Below are 16,517 nucleotides of genomic sequence, written 5' to 3' on the forward strand. Positions count from 1 at the left end.
TGGCATTTTCTTTCAAAGGAGATGATCCCTGTGCCGGGATTTACGACCCACTATCTGTTCGGTGTGAAAGCCTACAATGACCTCCCGAACAATTATTTAAAACATGTGATATCCAAATACCGCTGGCTGTACCAGCTTGGACTCCAGGGACCGGATATCTTTTTCTATAATGTCCCGATCCTCCGTCACAGAGACTACCGCAATGTCGGCTCCCATATGCACGAGTATCAGGTGAACGACTTTTTTAAGAACAGTCTTCTTGAACTCTCTGAGATCCGCTCAAGACAGCAGAAAGAGGAGGCAGCGGCGTTTCTCGCCGGGTTCATGTGCCACTATATCGCCGATTCGATCTGTCACCCGTTCGTCTACGGAAGGATCCAGTTCCGGACCGATAAGAAAAAGTCCGAATGTCATGGACTCCATGCCGCGCTCGAGAATGATATCGACGCGATCCTGTTGTGGAAGTTCAAACACAAAAAGCCGTCTGAATTCAATCAGGCCGCTTCTCTCTGTCTGAACACACAGGAAAGCCAGTTTGTCTCAAGATACCTGAGCAGGTGCATCAACCGCACCTACTACCAGATCACAGAAAAGAACAATTTTCAGGTGACGGAGGGAATGGTTGCCCGGTCCATCTTTGCGATCCGCTTCGGAAGCCGGATCCTGTCCGATCCCGCGGGTCACAAGACGCATCTGATCGGATCCGTGGAATCCATCTTTTTAAAGCATCCGATCGCATCCAAAAAACTGGTGACCGATAAGCTCTCCGCAAAAGTCCATGAGATCCTGAACCTGGATCATGAAGTCTGGACGAATCCATGGGATCACTCCATCGCCTCCACGGCGTCTTTCCCGGATCTGTACCAGCAGACCTTAAAGAAATGCAATGCGGTCTACTACTACCTGAATGCATTCCTGATCGCGAATGTCCCCGCCGGACCGCCGGATATATCTGCGCTCCTCGCGGAGCTCGGAAACTATTCGTACCACAGCGGACTCGACGTCGGATAATCCGAAATACCCACGGCGGCTCTGAGCGGACGTGATGATATGAATTTTTATGATACATGCGGATGATCTCTGTCCAAACCGGCAGAATTATCATATACTCATGATACCGGGACCAGACTTCTTTGACCCGGATATCATATTTCTCGCGACTGTCAGAACTTTTTACAACTGCGGGAGAGCAAATTTCCGACCTGTCTGTATATGAAACAGCCGGATATTCCCGGAAATCTTCATTGCAGGGGGGCAGGCAGGCGGGCAATACGAAAAAAGGAGAGTTAGATTATGAAACCATTGATCTTACTGACCGGTGGAACCGGTGCAGCAGCCAACGGAACACCGACATGGGCATTAAACCAGAACTATGCGGAGAATATCCGCCGCGCAGGCGGTATCCCGATCCTCGCTGTCAACAATGACTGCGCTGAGGAGTATGCGGATCTTGCTGACGGTCTTCTCTTAAGCGGCGGCAAGGACGTTGAGCCAAAGCTCTATGGCCAGGAGAAAATGTTTGACTTCGTTATCACAGATCCGCAGCGCGATGACCTCGAATACAAGATCATCAAAGCGTTCGTGGACCGCAAAAAACCAATCTGGGGCATCTGCCGTGGAATCCAGATCTTAAACGTATACTTCGGCGGCACACTCACCCAGGATATCCCGACTCAGCTCGGCGGCGACCACTCCAAGGGAGTCTGCCATCCGGTGCGCATCAAGAGTGATTCCATTCTCGGAAACCTCTACGGAGAGTCCATGGAAGTAAACAGCTACCACCACCAGGCACTCGACAAACTCGGCGACGGCTTCCAGGCGATCGCATGGGGCGAATCCAACGGTCACACCTTCACAGAAGCGATCCAGCATGAATCTCTTCCGATCTGGTCCGTACAGTGGCATCCGGAGCGCATGACCGGTCCGGTCACGAACCCGAAGGAGTGCGTGGACTCTCTTCCGATGTTCGAGTATTTTGTAAAGCAGTGTGCAAAATAAATGTACAAACACACCAAAAGCGCCGTATCTGTTCCCCTGATGAGAACTGCGGCGCTTTGTCATTTTTTCATGTCTTAAACAAGCGAAAACACGCTTCGCGAATTTCCCCTTGTTATCGCGACAGTCGCCAAAGTCTCGCGCAAGCGCGGACCTTGGCTCGTTGTTCGTGTAAATAAAAAATGGCAGAATGTTTTCCCCGACTTTGTGAGAAAACATTCCGCCGTCTTCTGATCCTAAATTGATTACCTTTTCGTAATTATTTCAATTATTTGGTCAATTATTTTGCAGCCTTTGTCTCGTCAAGCTTCTTCGGTGAATCATCGGCAACGTCCTCCGGACCTGCTGCTGCGGACTCACTACTCTTGAGGTCGATCTTCTCGCCGGCTTTGTAGCTCTTATCTACGAGTGTCTTTCCTCCCTCAGTAACGACTTTCACGTCAAGGGAGAACTGGTTCCAGAGTGTTCCGAAGGAATCAGCGCTGGAGTTCTCGAGATCCATGCTCTGTGCTGCGATGATGTCGTTGAACTGTTTTACCATAGTTACGGCGTAATCCATCGCGTCATCGTTTGTTGTATCGTTCTTAACTGTCCATGTGAGACCGATATTTAAAGCGGACTCATCATAAGTGAACTCCATCTTTACAGACTGCGGGAATGCAGTTGTATCGTTGAACAGTCCGTCGCACTCGCTCTGTGCCTGCTCCCAGTCGTACATTGTTGTCTCGACTGTCTCGTCCTCTACAAGGAAATTCTGGTCTCTCGGCAGTGTCTCGTCGTCGTCATCTGCCTCTGTCTTTGCCGGATCGATCTCTTCACTTCCGGACACCGGTGCATCTGTTGAAATGCTGCTCTTTGTACATCCGCCAAGGGCAAGAACTACTAAAGACAGCACAGCCATTCTCTTTAATAATTTCATAATAAAATTCCTCCTCTGAATTCAACGGGGTCTCTCATCCTGCTGTACAGAATCCCCCGGGAAATCGGCATACTCACGTATTATATACGATTCCTTTTTATTTTTGAAGTCCTTTTCTCAAATTTACACAAATTATTCATGATTTTGTAATGTTTTTCCAGTGTTTCCGGGGCTTTTTCGCCTGTCAGGCCGAGAAAATCTCCTTTTTTCACTGAAGGTCCTGTCCTATCGTATCCTGTTTTCGTTTTTTCCCGAAATTAGCAGTATCTCTCACGATATAGACCGGTCGGTCCTTGATCTCAGCAAACAGGATCGCGATATACTCACCGATGATCCCGACGATCACAAACAGCACGGAAAACATGAACGAGATCAGGACAACGATCGTCGCATAACCGTTCGGCGCCCCGTACAGTTCCCAGGTATAGACCGTATAGATCACCATGATCAGGCCGAAAAGTGCCGTAATCACACCGGAATAGATCCCGAGTTTTAACGGCAGGTCCGAAAAACAGAGGATCGTGTTGATGGAAAATTTAAACAGACTTTTGATGCTGTACTTGCTCTCCCCCGCAAACCGCGGTCTCGCCTCGTACTCGATCGTCGTCTTCTCGAATCCGATGCTCTGCACATAGCCGCGCAGGAAGCGGACCTTCTCCCGGTAGTTGTTCCGGAGGACCTCCGCCGCATTTTTGCTCACTGCGAAAAAGTCTGAGGCATTGGCCTCAAACTTCACGTCTGAGAGGTGGTTGATCAGCTTGTAGAACGCTGCGGATGTAAAGTTCTTTACAAAACCCGCCGTCTTATTTTTCGTGCGCACCATGCTGATCACTTCGTATCCCTCATCAAACTTTTCCACGATCTCCGGCAGGCATTCCGGCGGATGCTGCAGGTCCGCGTCCATGCAGACGATACCGTCACCGCCCGCATAGTCCAGTCCCGCGATCATCGCTGCCTCATGCCCGAAGTTCCTGGAAAAGTTGACGATCTTCACTTTTTCGTCCGACGCCGCGAACTCCCGGAGGATCGAAAGGGACTGATCCCTGCTGCCGTCGTTCACGAACAGGAACTCGTAGTCCCAGTCCTCCGGCAGCGTTTTTAAGATCTTCCCCGTCTCCGCGTAAAATTCACGAAGCGCCAGCTCCTCGTTGTATACCGATACAACGACCGAAAGCAGTTTAGTCATAAATCTTGATCTCCATATCGGAATGTTCCGGAATCTGTTTTTCCTTCGGCGGAAGTTTCATGTAATCGCCGTAGAGCTGTGTCAGAAGTTCGTCCCAGCCGGACGGCACATAGAACTTCGTGTCCTCAAACGGCATCTCGACAACCTCGTCGTCCCACTCGCGCTTCATTTCCACATAGAACCAGTTTGGCGCATAGCCCGTGTAGAAATACAGCGGGCGCTCTTTTCTGCTGTCAAAGCAGCACAGAGCATTCCAGAGCTTCCAGATCACCGGGAATGGGATCAGCTTTCCGATATTGGCAAGGACCGCCACAAAGAGTTTCATAACGCCCTTATAGTCGCTGTAATCGATCTCATAGCGGTGTCCCAGGGCGAATCCGTAGAGAACGCAGTGGGAGAGCTTTGTGAGCTTCTTTGCGAGCTTTCCTGCCGGGAGTCCGTCCACGATGAACAAATCCACATTCAGGCGGCTGATCTTGTCGTCATAAAACTCCATCTTTCCGGAGTCCTCGAATTTCTGGCTCTTGTTGTACGTCACTCGGGAGATAAAGTCGTAGAATGCCTTTCCTCCATGGTATTCATTCGGCTCCACGAAGGACATGTCCTCCGGCAGTTCCCGCCTTACGACCTTCGCGAACATCTCATAGTTCTTTCTCGTGAACATGACATCCACATCGTCATCCCACGGGATAAATCCGCCGTGGCGGACTGCGCCAAGGAGTGTACCGGAGTCCAGGGCATATTTGATCTTATACTTTCTGCAGATCCGGTCGATCTCCTTTAAAAGTTTTAAATTGACCTCATGGACTTTCGTCAGGTCAAAGGATTTTTCTTCACTCACTGTAACAGCCCCTCTTTGATCACTTTCGCCATATAGTCGATCTTTTCGTCTGTCATTCCCGGATAAACGCCCACCCAGAAGGTATCGCTCATGATCCGGTCGGTATTTTCGAGTGTGCCGACAACTCGGTAGCCCTTTTTCTCCGCTCTCATTTCATCGAAGCACGGATGTTTGATCAGGTTTCCGGCGAACAGCATTCTCGTTTGGATGCCTTTGCTCTCGATGTACTGGACGAGTTTATTCCGGTCTGTTCCCTTCTTGCATGTGATCAGGAAACCAAACCAGCTCGGTCTGGAGTTCTCGGCCGGAACCGGGAGGATCAGGCGGTCTTCCGTCTCCGCAAGAGCGGCTCTCAGACGGTCAAAGTTGTGTCTTCTGCGCTCCACGAAGGTCGGGAATTTCTCGATCTGCGCGCAGCCGATCGCTGCCTGAAGGTCTGTCGCTTTCAGGTTATAGCCGAAATGGGAGTATACATATTTGTGGTCATAGCCCAGTGGAAGTTCTCCGTACTGTCTGTCGAAACGATGTCCGCACATATTGTCATGTCCGGACGGGCAGACGCAGTCGCGGCCCCAGTCGCGGAAAGAGCGGATGATCTTATTTAACAGCGGGTTGTCCGTATAGACAGCTCCGCCCTCGCCCATCGTCATGTGGTGCGGCGGGTAGAAGCTGGAAGTTCCGATATCGCCGACTGTTCCGGTGAATTTCTCCTCGCCGTTGATCGTATATCTGGATCCCAGTGCATCACAGTTGTCCTCGATGAGCCATAAGTTGTGCTTCTCGCAGAACGCTTTGACTGCCGCAAGGTCGAACGGATTTCCGAGTGTATGGGCAATCATGACTGCCTTTGTCTTCTCGGAAAGTGCTTCCTCGAGCTTTGTAACATCGATGTTGTACTGCGGGATCGTCACGTCAACGAAGACCGGAACAGCGCCGTACTGGATCGCCGGGGTAACGGTCGTCGGGAAACCTGCCGCAACAGTGATGATCTCGTCTCCGCGCTTTACGCGGCGGTCGCCGAGCAGCGGGGAGGTCAGGGTCATGAATGCTACCAGGTTTGCGGAAGAGCCAGAGTTTACAAGGGCACAGTAGCGCACATGGAGGTACTCCGCAAGCTTCTTCTCGAACTCATCCGTGTAGCGTCCGGATGTGAGCCAGAACTCCAGGGAACTGTCCACAAGGTTTACCATCTCTTTGCTGTCGTACACGCGGGACGCATACGGGATGCGGTCTCCCTCATGGAACTCCTTTTTCTGGTTATGGAATTTATCGGCATATTCAGCTACGAGGTCAAGAATCTCTTTTCTTGCCTCTGCTTCTGTCTTATTCTCAAACATAATTTTTCCTTTCCTGTCTATTCCTCTACTGAAACATCTCTGCGATCTGTCTGTCCATCACAGCGACAACATCGCCGTTCTTCTCATACTCCTGGCACCACTCCACCGTGAGTCCGATCGCTTCCTTCACGCCGTAACGCGGGTGCCAGCCGAATGTAGTCTTTAACTTCGAACAGTCGAGCTTTAAGAAGTTCGCCTCATGGGGACCTCCGTCGCTCTTATTCTCCCAGGAAAGTCCGTTTCCCCAGGCATTGCAGAACATGTCCACAAGCTCACCGGTCGTCACACAGTCCTTGTCATCCGGTCCCACGTTGTAGTAACCGGCATATTTCCCGTCCTCATACTGTGCCTTTGCGACCATCAGATATGCCGCTAACGGCTCTAAAACATGCTGATACGGGCGGGTGGAATGCGGATTGCGGACGATGATCGGCTTCTTCGCCATCGCTGCGCGGACACAGTCCGGAACGATCCGGTCATTCGCAAAGTCTCCTCCGCCGATCACGTTTCCGGCACGGCAGGTCGAGATCGCACAGTGTCCGTCCGCAAAGAAGGACTTTTTATAGCTGTGTGTCACAAGCTCGGAGCACGATTTGCTGTTGGAATACGGATCATAGCCGTCCAGGCGGTCCACCTCGCGGTAGCCGTACTCCCACTCCCTGTTCTCATACACCTTATCCGTCGTCACGTTCAGGAATGACTTTACACACGGGTTCAGGCGGACGCACTCTAAAATATTGACAGTGCCCATGACATTCGTCTCATAGGTGTAGACCGGATCCTTGTAGGAATCCCTTACGATCGGCTGTGCAGCCAGATGCAGGACGATCTCCGGCTTTGTCTCTTCAAATACCTGTTTTAAATGGACGAGGTCCCGGATGTCCCCGATGACGGAATTCATCTTTCCATCAAGACCGGCCATGTCAAATAACGCCGGATCTGTCGGCGGATTTAAAGAATATCCTGTGACGTTTGCTCCAGCATTTACCAGGATCCTGGAAAGCCATGTTCCCTTAAAACCGGTGTGTCCCGTCACCAGGACATTTTTTCCTTTATAAAAGTCAAAAACTTCTTTTAAGTTCATCTCATCTTCTCCAATTACGGATCTTTATTTCCTTATTCCCAGATCTTCCAGGGCGCGTTTCCGGACTGCCACATCGCCTCTAACTGCTGTTTCTCACGCTGGGTATCCATGCACTTCCAGAATCCCTCATGGCGGTATGCCATAAGCTCGCCGTCCTTTGCAAGATTTCTTAACGGTTCCTGCTCGAATACGGTGGAATCGCCCTCGATGTAGTCGAATACGCCCGGGTTCATGACCATGTATCCGCCGTTGATCAGACTTCCGTCGTCATCATTCTTCTCGCGGAAGGAATTGATCTTTCCGTTCTCCTCGAGGTCAAGGACGCCGAAACGCTGTCCGATATTGACGGCTGTGATCGTTGCGATCTTTCCGTGGCTTCTGTGGAACTCTTCGAGCGCTTTCAGGTCGATATTCGCAAGGCCGTCACCGTAGGTCAGCATGAACGGCTCATTTCCGACATAGTCTCTGATGCGCTTTACACGTCCGCCGGTCATGGTATTTAATCCTGTATCGATCAGGGTCACCTTCCAGGGCTCGGAGTAATTGTTGTGGACCTTCATGCTGTTGTTTGCGAGATCGAAGGTCACGTCGGATGTGTGAAGGAAATAGTCTGCAAAGAATTCCTTTACCACATACTGCTTATATCCCAGGCAGATGATAAACTCATTGTATCCGAACTGGGAGTAATATTTCATGATATGCCAGAGGATCGGCTTCTCACCGATCTCGATCATTGGCTTTGGTTTTAAATGGCTCTCCTCGCTGATCCTTGTTCCGAATCCTCCTGCCAGGATAACTACTTTCATAGGTCTACCTCCATATATTCCAACCGTTTTCTTTCAGGATCGTAAGCGCTGACCGGCATCCCGGTTTGTGATATTCCAGCGCATCCTCCAGTGTGTTGTCTGACTCATTTTCAAAATTTAATAAGATCTGTTTTACTTCATCCCGGTTATGTTCTTTCCGGTATTTTCCGAAGCGGAACTCCTCAGTCGTCGTCATCACGTTTCCAATGAGGAACATGGCTGCGAGAGCGATAGATACAGTCTTTACAGGCATGGCCAGTGTGGCTTTTTTCCTGCAAAATCCGCACTTTGCCGCCAGGGCAAACGTCAGGAAGATCCCGATGATACCGATCTGGTACTGCAATGCGTATCTGGAGCTCATTCCATATTTATCGTTCGGCATAAAGATATATCTGCTCACGAGCACCATCAGATGGTTCATGCCGCCGCCCGCCAAAAGCATCAGCGGCAGGATCGTCTTTTCCTCGATCCGGTAATAAAAATTCATCCACAGTGCGAAGAAGTACGAAACCAGTACGATCACACCGACCGCACACCATACTTTCCCCGGAAGCCCCGCAAAGCTCCTGTCAATCAATTCTACTCCAAAAACCATGGAAGCAAAAGACTTAAGAAGAAATTTAATAAAAAATTTCGGATCCTGTCGGAAAGCTGTAAAAAGCGGCACATTTACCGCTCCGGAATACTCATAAACCGCCTGGGAATTGCTCCAGAGATAGATGAGGAACGGGATGACTGCTGCCGCGATCAGGGCGATCATGCGGGCCGTTCCGATCCCGGAACGTTTCGGAGATATTACAGCGATGATTCCGTTATCTTTTTTCCAACTTGCTTCATTTCCTGTTTCTGCTCTGCTCTTCTGATCTGACTGTTTGCCGGTCTGTCTTAAACACACGACATCCCGTACATAGATAAAAAGATATGCGAGTACGATCGTCACCGTATAGATCGCGCAGTACGGACCTGCTGCCCCGATCGTGATCACGAAAGGCAGCACAAAGAGCAATACCAGCTCCGACCGCTTTGCATTCCTGAAGCCTTTTTCATATACCCGGTCAAGCAGCGCATAATTCCAGAAGAACAATCCAAATGCCAGGAAATGCGCCCATCCGGTTCCGTTGTACAGCATCTCCCATTTATTCAGACTGAACATGACGATCATCATAGCCGCATACCAGACCGGACAGAGTTCTTTTTTCCTGCTGTACCAGCCGATCACCAGTGCGGAAAGCCCGAATCCGAGAACGCCCATCACGCGGTCCACGGTAACGCTGTAGCCGAAGATCATCACATTCAGACCGCGTTCTAAAAAGTTTACCGGAATTCTCGTGAGAAGATCCGCAACAAAGAACTTATCCGGATTCCAGACGTCCGGCAGATAGGAATTGATCAGCCGGATATAGTCGGAATACACCATGTCGATGGCGGAGCGTTTTAAATATGCCAGATAAAAGAGGATCCCAAGGATCGGAAGTCCGATGTAGATATAACTTTTCTTATTCTTCATGATCTCCTCCGCCTGCTGCGGTCTTCGCTGCCGGTCTTCTTCTCGCTCTGCGGCGTCTTGCCGCCTGTTTCGCCGTGTTCTCACTCTGTGTCTTCTGTGTTTCCGTCTGCGGTTGTTTATCTGCTTTTGATACTGCTGATCTTGTACTTTCGTTCCTGATCTGATCAGCTGCTGTACGTCCGCTCACCGGCTGGCTGAGTGTCACGATCCTCATGGATGTCGCTGGTGCGGCCTGACGGGGTCTGCGTTCTGTCCTGTTCCCTTCCTGACGAGCCGGGCGGGATTCTGCCGGTCTGACAGGCTTTGTCTGCGGTGCTGCAGTCTCACGGGACTCACGATTCATTCCAGACGTCCCGGCTGCCTCTCTTGCCGCCTGTGCCCGCTTTCTTCTCTGGCGTCTCTTTGCGGAAGAGCTTAACTTCTCCTGCTGTACATCCTCTGTTTTTTTCTCCAACGGCATCAACGGAAGCGGTTTTCCTGCAGTCTTTTCCGCTGGGGTCACCGGCTGTACCGGCTGCACTGTCACGATGGATCGCGGCTTTCTCTCTTCTGACTTTCCAGCTGTCTGTACTTTGATACTCACAGCAGCCTCAGCTTTCTCATTCTGCTGATGTTTATTTGTTTCCGGTTTCACTTCTTTGCCTGGCTGAGGCTTGTTCGCTTCGGTCTTCACAATCCTGCTCTGCTGAAGTTTGTTCGCTTCGACTTGCGATTCTTTCTTCTGTGGATTTTTTACCTTCCGCTCTTCCGGAACCTTTTTCGACATCGGCTGATCTGCCGCTTTTCTATTTTCCTTCGCATCCCGGTCTGCATTTCCACCTGTTCTGATATTCTGTCCATTCTTAGCGGCGGACTGCTTTGTGTTGGACTGCTTTCCGTTTTCGCGTCTCTGAGCCTGTCCCTGACGGTTGCTTTTCGTCTGAACGTGCTCATGTTTTCCTTCGCCGCTCTTCGCCTGATCTCGTTCCGGCCTTCCCTGTCCACCGTTCTTTGACTGGCTTCGTCCAGTCTGATTCTGGCTATGTCCTTTTGACTGTCCGCGTCCCTGTGACTGATTCTGACCGCGTGCTTTCGTCTGCGCTCCGTATGTTTTTCTCACATTTGTCCCATAATGTCCTGTCTGGCTCTTTTTGATCTCCGGCCCCCGTTTTTTATGACGGTTCGCATGGCGGTCCGCAACGATCCGCAGAAGATCTTCCATGTAGTTATACTGATTCCAGGCATCTTCCTTGGAAACATAATTTTCATGTACCGCTTTGTTTCCGATCACGCGGATCTCATTTAATTCCCACTTTCCGACACGGTCCAGATACCCGTTCTCATCGAGCCACCATCCAAATTGCTGGAATGTCATGACGCTCTGGCGCTTTCTTCCGTTTGTCCGGTAAGTCTCGCGCTGTCCTCTTCCATCTGAACTGCTCCGGGCATTCGCCATCGCCTGGGCGGAATTATCAAGCTCGATCCCGTTAAACTCTGCCACAAGCTTTAAGAACAATTCCAGATTCTGGCGGCCTTTTACCATTGCCGCATTATACTCCCCGCGCCGCAGCCATTGCTTTTCCTTCTTTAATTCCCGCTTTACGGGAGCAAGATGGGCGATCATGTTCCTCTTTCTCCGGAAAAATCCGATCACGAGGATCAGGACCACTGCAATGGCAAATCCCACGGTCATGGGAGCCAACTGCTGTTCATTCATTTTCTGATTCTCCTTTTTTCTCCGTAACAGCCATGCATCATCATGTCCGGCAGCCGCTGCACTTTTTTCGTGAAACCTTCAGATAAGCGGTTCCCTCGGATATCGCGCAGCGGCTGCCGCGGCTGCTTACTGGTCGACTACCTTCACGACCATTGCCAGATTTTCTTCCCCGCGGTGTTCCCGCGCGCCTTTCACATAAAAGTTGCACGAAAACTCCAGCGTAAATCTCTGATACGGTGCGGCTGGGATTTCGTAGTACATCGTATTGTCCGTAAATACAAGGTCATCCATCTGCCGTCCGTTCACCTTGATCTTACAGGTCTCGCCGCCTGTAAGTTTGCCGGGGTAATAGCATTTCAAGGTCAGCTTGCTGCTCTCCCCGTTTGTCAGAACGATCTTTGCGTTCTCATCGATCCACCCGTCCGCATAGCTTCCGAACGGCGTGTCGAATCGCTGCCGCTTCACGATCTCCGTCACATCGTTGTACGCATTGTGCTCCGGGTCCTCACACAGGATCACCATATTGTCCGTGATCTCCTTGAGGTCCATATCACTGTCGATAAACTGAAGTTTCGGAACCTTTGTTTTTCCTTTTGCGCATACTTTCAGGAATGTTTCTGCATTAAAATCACTGATCTCGAAATCTTTTCCGATGATATAGATCTCTTTGTCGAAGATATCGTCCCCGTATGTTCCGTATGTCTTTTCCGCCAGAGAATTGTACTGACTCTGCGGTGCCCATAAATACAGGTTATCCCAGTTGTCCCGGTAATATGTCTCAACCGGGAATATCAGACAGCCGTATAAAAGTACCAGGATCCCCGCTTTTCCCATCACACGGGACAGATAAGCAAAGAACAGGAGCGCCGCTGCATAGGCCACATAGACCCAACGCATCTCGACACGGATCGTCACGCTGGAGCTGCCAATGCAGAGCGCGATAAATCCAAGAAACAGGATCGTGTTCTTTAAATGACAGACAATCTCTTCCCGATCTCTCACCATACCAAGAACGGCCGCCAGCACACCGGCTCCGAGAACGGCTTCCGCTGCCAGGATCAGGTTCCGGATCCCGTCCGGGCTGTCCACAAACGGCTCAATGCAGAGATAATCCGGTCCGGAGTTTCTTCCGAACACAAATCCCACCTGGCTGATCGCCTGGTTGATCGCATCCGTGAGCTGGAAGGTATCTGCCACATCCGTTCCGCCGGTTCCTGCCGGTGACAGCGTTCCGATCGTGCGGAGACGGATCATCTGGATCACTCCAAATACCACGATCGGGAGCAAGATGAGCAGGATCCCTGGTAGGCGGAAACTGCTTTCTGTGTCTGCTGCTTCCGCGCGGTCTGCTGCATCTTTCTTACTCTGTGCTCCGCGACTCTGTCCTCTTCCACGGCTGCGTCCCGGCTCTGCCGCGCGCTCCGGTTCGTTTTTTTTCTCCGGTTCCGCGGCCGCATTTTCCGTTCCCAGACCTTTTCCAAAGCCAAGGAGCACCGTTAAGAGAAGAAGCGGCAGGAGCACCATATACCGCTCGTGAATGAAGCTGACCACAAAGTACAGAACGTTGGCTGCGAGAAACGCCCCCGCTTTTTTCTCATTCACGTACCGGTACAGAAACCACAGCATCCCGAGCGCCGCCCAGAGTGCCAGGCTTTCCATCAGACCGTAGAACTGTCCGATCTGATAATATGCCATTCTCGAAGACAGGTAGAGAATGCCGGCTGCAAAGCTTAAGATCTTTCTCCCATCACTGAATGACACTGCCATCCGATAAATGCTGTACGCGATCCCCGCGTTCAGGATGATGTTGAACGGAACCATCCATTCCACATGTCCCCCAATAAAGAAAAGTTCCAGCCAGGATGCCAGGTAAAACAGGAAGCGGAACCGGCTGCTGCCCATCGGGAATACATACTCTGTAAACGACTGGTCCCCATAACAGGACCAGAGGTACAGATCATCCATATAAAGTCCCTTCAGTTCTACTCCACGATTGATCCAAAATCCAAATCCCAGAAGGAGCGCAAAGATCAGAAGCTCCGGGCTCCACCTCTTCCACGCCTCTGAGGTTTTCTCCTGTAAATTCATGTCTTATCCCCTTACTGCTGTTCTCCGGGCCAGTATTTTTCGGTAAACTCCGCCAGAAGCGCCTCGCTCTCCTCCGCGGAGAGTTCTCTCGGTTCTGGCGAGAATACTGCAAGCCCGTTTCCATTTTCATACAGGAGGTCTGAGAGATACCCCTGTTTTAAAAGCCCTGTCACATTTCGGAATCCGTCCGTTCCGGGCTTTAAGTATCCGCTTCCGAGATAGATATGATCCACTCCCGCGAATGTAAAGAACTCTGCCAGTGCCTCCGGGCTGGATGACAGATTGAAGTTTCCGCCGCTTCCCTCGATGTCCGTATAGCTCTGGGTGCTGCACGGGAAACGCAGCATCTCCGGCTGTTCCCCGAATACGACGACGCGGTTTCTCGGATTTTCCGCCAGCACGTCCCAGATCTTCTCATTTCCGTATGAGACGAGCAGTTCATGGGATTCTTCCATATGATCATAATATCCTTTATGGAAGATTTTCACCGGTGTCAGTCCCAGCGTTCCCCCCCAGTTGCTCACGGCTGTGATCGTCACATTAAAAAGAAGGAACGGGACCAGCATCCTGCAGATCGTTCCGCGGAGGAAACCGCTCTTTAATTTTCCTGCTGTGATCACCGCCAGGATCGCTGAAAGTGCATAGAGGAGCAGGAAATAGTTTCCATCCACCTGCCATAAAAGATAAAGCGCCGCGAGACTCACGATCCCATTCGTCACAAAGACCAGCGCCAGGCAGATCAGGGAGCTTTTTTCTTTCCGTCCCGATCTCTTCACATCCGCCAGCACCGGCAGACAGACCATCAGAAGAAAGATCAGGAGCAGCGGCGATCCCCAGGCGATCCGCACATGCGCCATATCTTCGCCCACCGGGGCCATGAGAACGCCGTAAATCCTCTTTAAAATGTGCTTGAGCCCCGCCAGGGAGATCAGTGCCCCGCCGTTTGACGGCAGACTCTCAAACCGGTACGGATACCGCACGGTAAAGCCGAGGGCCGCCCAGATCGAGTTAAACACGGATGTCAGCGGAAGTCCCGTGTGCAGCCATGTCCGGTACCAAATGAGAAGCCACATCGGGATCATAAAGCCAAGGGATGGAAGGAAACTTCCGCGGAACTTAAATCTCAGCTGTTTTGTGAGCAGGATGTAAAGTCCGGCGGTTCCTGCCGCCGCTGTGGAAAATACAAGCGCCGTCGGCTTTAACACGAGTGTCATCAGGTAGGCATCCACCGCCAGTACCAGATAAGCGTCCTTCTTTCTCCTGATGTAAAGCAGCAGAAACAAAAGCATGACAAGCTGCATAAATACCGTCATAGAGTCTGTCTTTGCAGTGATGGACATGTTCATGATCCCGGGTATGCAGGAGAGCAGCGTCATACAACCCACCGCATGCTTTCTTCCGACAAAAAGTTCCACGATCTGGCCCGCAGTGATCAGGGTCCCAAGCGTCATCCAGATCTGGAAACTCAGGAAAAAGCCGTAGGACGGCAGCCCGGAGATCGGTAAAAGCAGTGTCTCCAGGCCCTTCGAGTACGTGTATACCACGTTGACCATTCCGAGATTTTCATAAATCCCGCCGCCGTTATCCAGGACATACTCACTCCGCAGGCCATAATGGAGCGAGTCGTAATCGGCGCAGATGTTCATTCTTCCGGCCTGCAGGAGGACCATCGCAAGAATGATCGCGATGCAGGCGGACATTTCCAGAGAGATCTTCGTCTCCTTCGGGATCTGTCTCCACGGCTTTCCGTCATCTCCTGCCGTCCTTAATTCCATAAACCGGAAACCGATCAGAAATCCGGCAATGATCACCGTAAGTAAACGGAAGCTCCGGATCCCGCACCCGAAAAGCAGGGATCCTATACAGAATAAAAAGATCATACATCCGCTTCCCAGAAGGAAATCCGCAAGTCCGGTGATCACATGGTACTCTCTCCAGACATGATTTCTGTCCATCCCTCTGCGAAGGCGCGCGCCGAGCATCAAAAGGACCAGAACATAGGCGCCGGACAGGAACATCGCCGTGAACGCCTGATGGATCCAGAGGAATCCGGCTGTGATCAGGAGAGCTGCTCCTGCTCTGAGCCGGTTTCGATCGATTTTCCATATCGCGAACAGATATAGGAAAAACAGCACAATGATCTCTGCCAGAAGTTCGATCGTCTCCGGTCTTCTAAGCCGGATCCCATCCACTCCTGTCACATAAACCTGTCCGATCGCAACTAAGAGCGCGGGCACCGCCGCCAGCGCCAGAATAATTAACGAGGCCCATTCCCGTCTCTTCATAATTTCCCCCCGGTTGCGGTTCTTCTCCGGCATGATTCCTGCTGTCTGCCCATTCGCACATCCGGATATCGTCCGCAGGCATTCATAGGATTTTTCAACATTACGCAGATACGTATTATCATATCGGTACTATTCCGCATAAAATCTGTCTTCCAGCATCAGGCAGAGCGCATGGTAGATCGGAAGGTGGAGTTCCTGGATCTTGTAAGTCTCCTGCTCCGGTACGATGATCGCGACATCTGCGATCTTTGCAAGTTTTCCGCCGGTCTTTCCTGTGAGTCCGATCACTTTCATTCCCTTCGCCTTTGCGGTCACTGCGGCATACATCACATTTTCCGCGTTTCCGGAGGTACTGATCCCGAGGAACACATCCCCTGCTTTTCCATAGCCGTTTACCTGCTGGGCATAGGAAAGCATCCCGTCCACATCATTTGCGAATGCGGAGGAAAGCGCTGCATGGTTTGTGAGCGCGATGGCCGGAAGTCCGCCCTGGAGTTTCTTCGCGAGTTCCGCTCCGCGTTCCGGGTCTGCCTGTTTTAAAGCCTCTGCGAGTTCCGCAGATACCGGGCGGCGTTTTACGAAGCCTTTCATCAGCTCACCGACGATATGGTCAGAATCTGCGGCACTTCCGCCGTTTCCTGCGATCAGAAGTTTTCCGCCGTTCTCATAGCATGTCTCTAAGATCTTGTATGCCTCTTCGATCTGGTCCTTTACGGCATCCAGGACCGGATATCTCTTTACTAATTCCTGAATCATTCTTTCTCCTTTTCACC

General features: G+C 51.2%; 13 protein-coding genes. 2 read left to right on the forward strand and 11 right to left on the reverse strand.

From position 1 onward, the window contains the following. Positions 1-21: 21 nt before the first annotated feature. Together V2546_RS00555 and V2546_RS00560 are read left to right on the forward strand one after the other, a co-directional pair. Positions 22-1,011, forward strand: coding sequence for a zinc dependent phospholipase C family protein (locus V2546_RS00555; protein ID WP_252197391.1), 990 nt, complete (start codon positions 22-24; stop codon positions 1,009-1,011). Between the two features lie 282 nt (positions 1,012-1,293). Continuing rightward, a complete protein-coding gene (locus tag V2546_RS00560; RefSeq protein WP_118531021.1) occupies positions 1,294-1,998 on the forward strand; it encodes a gamma-glutamyl-gamma-aminobutyrate hydrolase family protein in 705 nt (234 codons plus the stop codon). Positions 1,999-2,275: 277 nt separating this feature from the next. Here the strand turns inward: V2546_RS00560 and V2546_RS00565 are convergent, their stop codons facing one another. The 11 genes from V2546_RS00565 to V2546_RS00615 all read right to left on the reverse strand — a co-directional run bounded on the left by V2546_RS00565 (position 2,276) and on the right by V2546_RS00615 (position 16,500). After that, a complete protein-coding gene (locus tag V2546_RS00565; RefSeq protein WP_118297217.1) occupies positions 2,276-2,914 on the reverse strand; it encodes a hypothetical protein in 639 nt (212 codons plus the stop codon). Between the two features lie 208 nt (positions 2,915-3,122). Continuing rightward, positions 3,123-4,100, reverse strand: coding sequence for a glycosyltransferase family 2 protein (locus tag V2546_RS00570; RefSeq protein WP_329751276.1), 978 nt, complete (start codon positions 4,098-4,100; stop codon positions 3,123-3,125). After that, complete coding sequence (locus V2546_RS00575; RefSeq protein ID WP_329751277.1) at positions 4,093-4,941, reverse strand: LicD family protein; 849 nt, start codon at positions 4,939-4,941, stop codon at positions 4,093-4,095. The genes V2546_RS00570 and V2546_RS00575 overlap by 8 nt, the downstream gene beginning before the upstream one ends. Then, positions 4,938-6,278, reverse strand: coding sequence for a lipopolysaccharide biosynthesis protein RfbH (gene rfbH, locus V2546_RS00580; protein ID WP_118297220.1), 1,341 nt, complete (start codon positions 6,276-6,278; stop codon positions 4,938-4,940). Before rfbH ends, V2546_RS00575 begins: the two co-directional genes overlap by 4 nt. A 25-nt stretch (positions 6,279-6,303) precedes the next feature. Continuing rightward, complete coding sequence (gene rfbG / locus V2546_RS00585) at positions 6,304-7,362, reverse strand: CDP-glucose 4,6-dehydratase (protein WP_118322004.1); 1,059 nt, start codon at positions 7,360-7,362, stop codon at positions 6,304-6,306. Positions 7,363-7,394: 32 nt separating this feature from the next. After that, complete coding sequence (rfbF, locus tag V2546_RS00590; protein ID WP_118297222.1) at positions 7,395-8,168, reverse strand: glucose-1-phosphate cytidylyltransferase; 774 nt, start codon at positions 8,166-8,168, stop codon at positions 7,395-7,397. A gap of 4 nt (positions 8,169-8,172) precedes the next feature. Beyond that, positions 8,173-9,675 carry a hypothetical protein gene (locus tag V2546_RS00595; protein ID WP_329751279.1) on the reverse strand — a complete coding sequence of 501 codons (1,503 nt, stop codon included), beginning with the start codon at positions 9,673-9,675 and terminating at the stop codon, positions 8,173-8,175. Then, positions 9,665-11,371: a hypothetical protein gene (locus tag V2546_RS00600; protein WP_329751280.1), complete on the reverse strand. Its 1,707-nt coding sequence runs from the start codon at positions 11,369-11,371 to the stop codon at positions 9,665-9,667. The genes V2546_RS00595 and V2546_RS00600 overlap by 11 nt, the downstream gene beginning before the upstream one ends. A gap of 126 nt (positions 11,372-11,497) precedes the next feature. Further along, complete coding sequence (locus V2546_RS00605; protein ID WP_329751281.1) at positions 11,498-13,459, reverse strand: hypothetical protein; 1,962 nt, start codon at positions 13,457-13,459, stop codon at positions 11,498-11,500. Positions 13,460-13,470: 11 nt separating this feature from the next. Further along, entirely contained in the window at positions 13,471-15,744 is a 2,274-nt protein-coding gene (locus tag V2546_RS00610; protein WP_329751282.1) for a hypothetical protein, read from the reverse strand. Positions 15,745-15,873: 129 nt separating this feature from the next. After that, a complete protein-coding gene (locus tag V2546_RS00615; RefSeq protein WP_118297227.1) occupies positions 15,874-16,500 on the reverse strand; it encodes a D-sedoheptulose-7-phosphate isomerase in 627 nt (208 codons plus the stop codon). Between the last annotated feature and the right edge of the window lie 17 nt (positions 16,501-16,517).

It is taken from the genome of Clostridium sp. CM74B_53, assembly GCF_036318045.1.
Classification (GTDB): domain Bacteria; phylum Bacillota; class Clostridia; order Lachnospirales; family Lachnospiraceae; genus Pilosibacter.

Bases quoted from the DNA above. Each gene is read 5' to 3' on its own strand.
- V2546_RS00555 (WP_252197391.1), top strand. From the start codon at position 22: ATGATCCCTGTGCCGGGATTTACGACCCACTATCTGTTCGGTGTGAAA.
- V2546_RS00560 (WP_118531021.1), top strand. From the start codon at position 1,294: ATGAAACCATTGATCTTACTGACCGGTGGAACCGGTGCAGCAGCCAAC.
- V2546_RS00565 (WP_118297217.1), bottom strand. From the start codon at position 2,914: ATGAAATTATTAAAGAGAATGGCTGTGCTGTCTTTAGTAGTTCTTGCC.
- V2546_RS00570 (WP_329751276.1), bottom strand. From the start codon at position 4,100: ATGACTAAACTGCTTTCGGTCGTTGTATCGGTATACAACGAGGAGCTG.
- rfbH (WP_118297220.1), bottom strand. From the start codon at position 6,278: ATGTTTGAGAATAAGACAGAAGCAGAGGCAAGAAAAGAGATTCTTGAC.
- rfbG (WP_118322004.1), bottom strand. From the start codon at position 7,362: ATGAACTTAAAAGAAGTTTTTGACTTTTATAAAGGAAAAAATGTCCTG.
- rfbF (WP_118297222.1), bottom strand. From the start codon at position 8,168: ATGAAAGTAGTTATCCTGGCAGGAGGATTCGGAACAAGGATCAGCGAG.
- V2546_RS00595 (WP_329751279.1), bottom strand. From the start codon at position 9,675: ATGAAGAATAAGAAAAGTTATATCTACATCGGACTTCCGATCCTTGGG.
- V2546_RS00600 (WP_329751280.1), bottom strand. From the start codon at position 11,371: ATGAATGAACAGCAGTTGGCTCCCATGACCGTGGGATTTGCCATTGCA.
- V2546_RS00605 (WP_329751281.1), bottom strand. From the start codon at position 13,459: ATGAATTTACAGGAGAAAACCTCAGAGGCGTGGAAGAGGTGGAGCCCG.
- V2546_RS00610 (WP_329751282.1), bottom strand. From the start codon at position 15,744: ATGAAGAGACGGGAATGGGCCTCGTTAATTATTCTGGCGCTGGCGGCG.
- V2546_RS00615 (WP_118297227.1), bottom strand. From the start codon at position 16,500: ATGATTCAGGAATTAGTAAAGAGATATCCGGTCCTGGATGCCGTAAAG.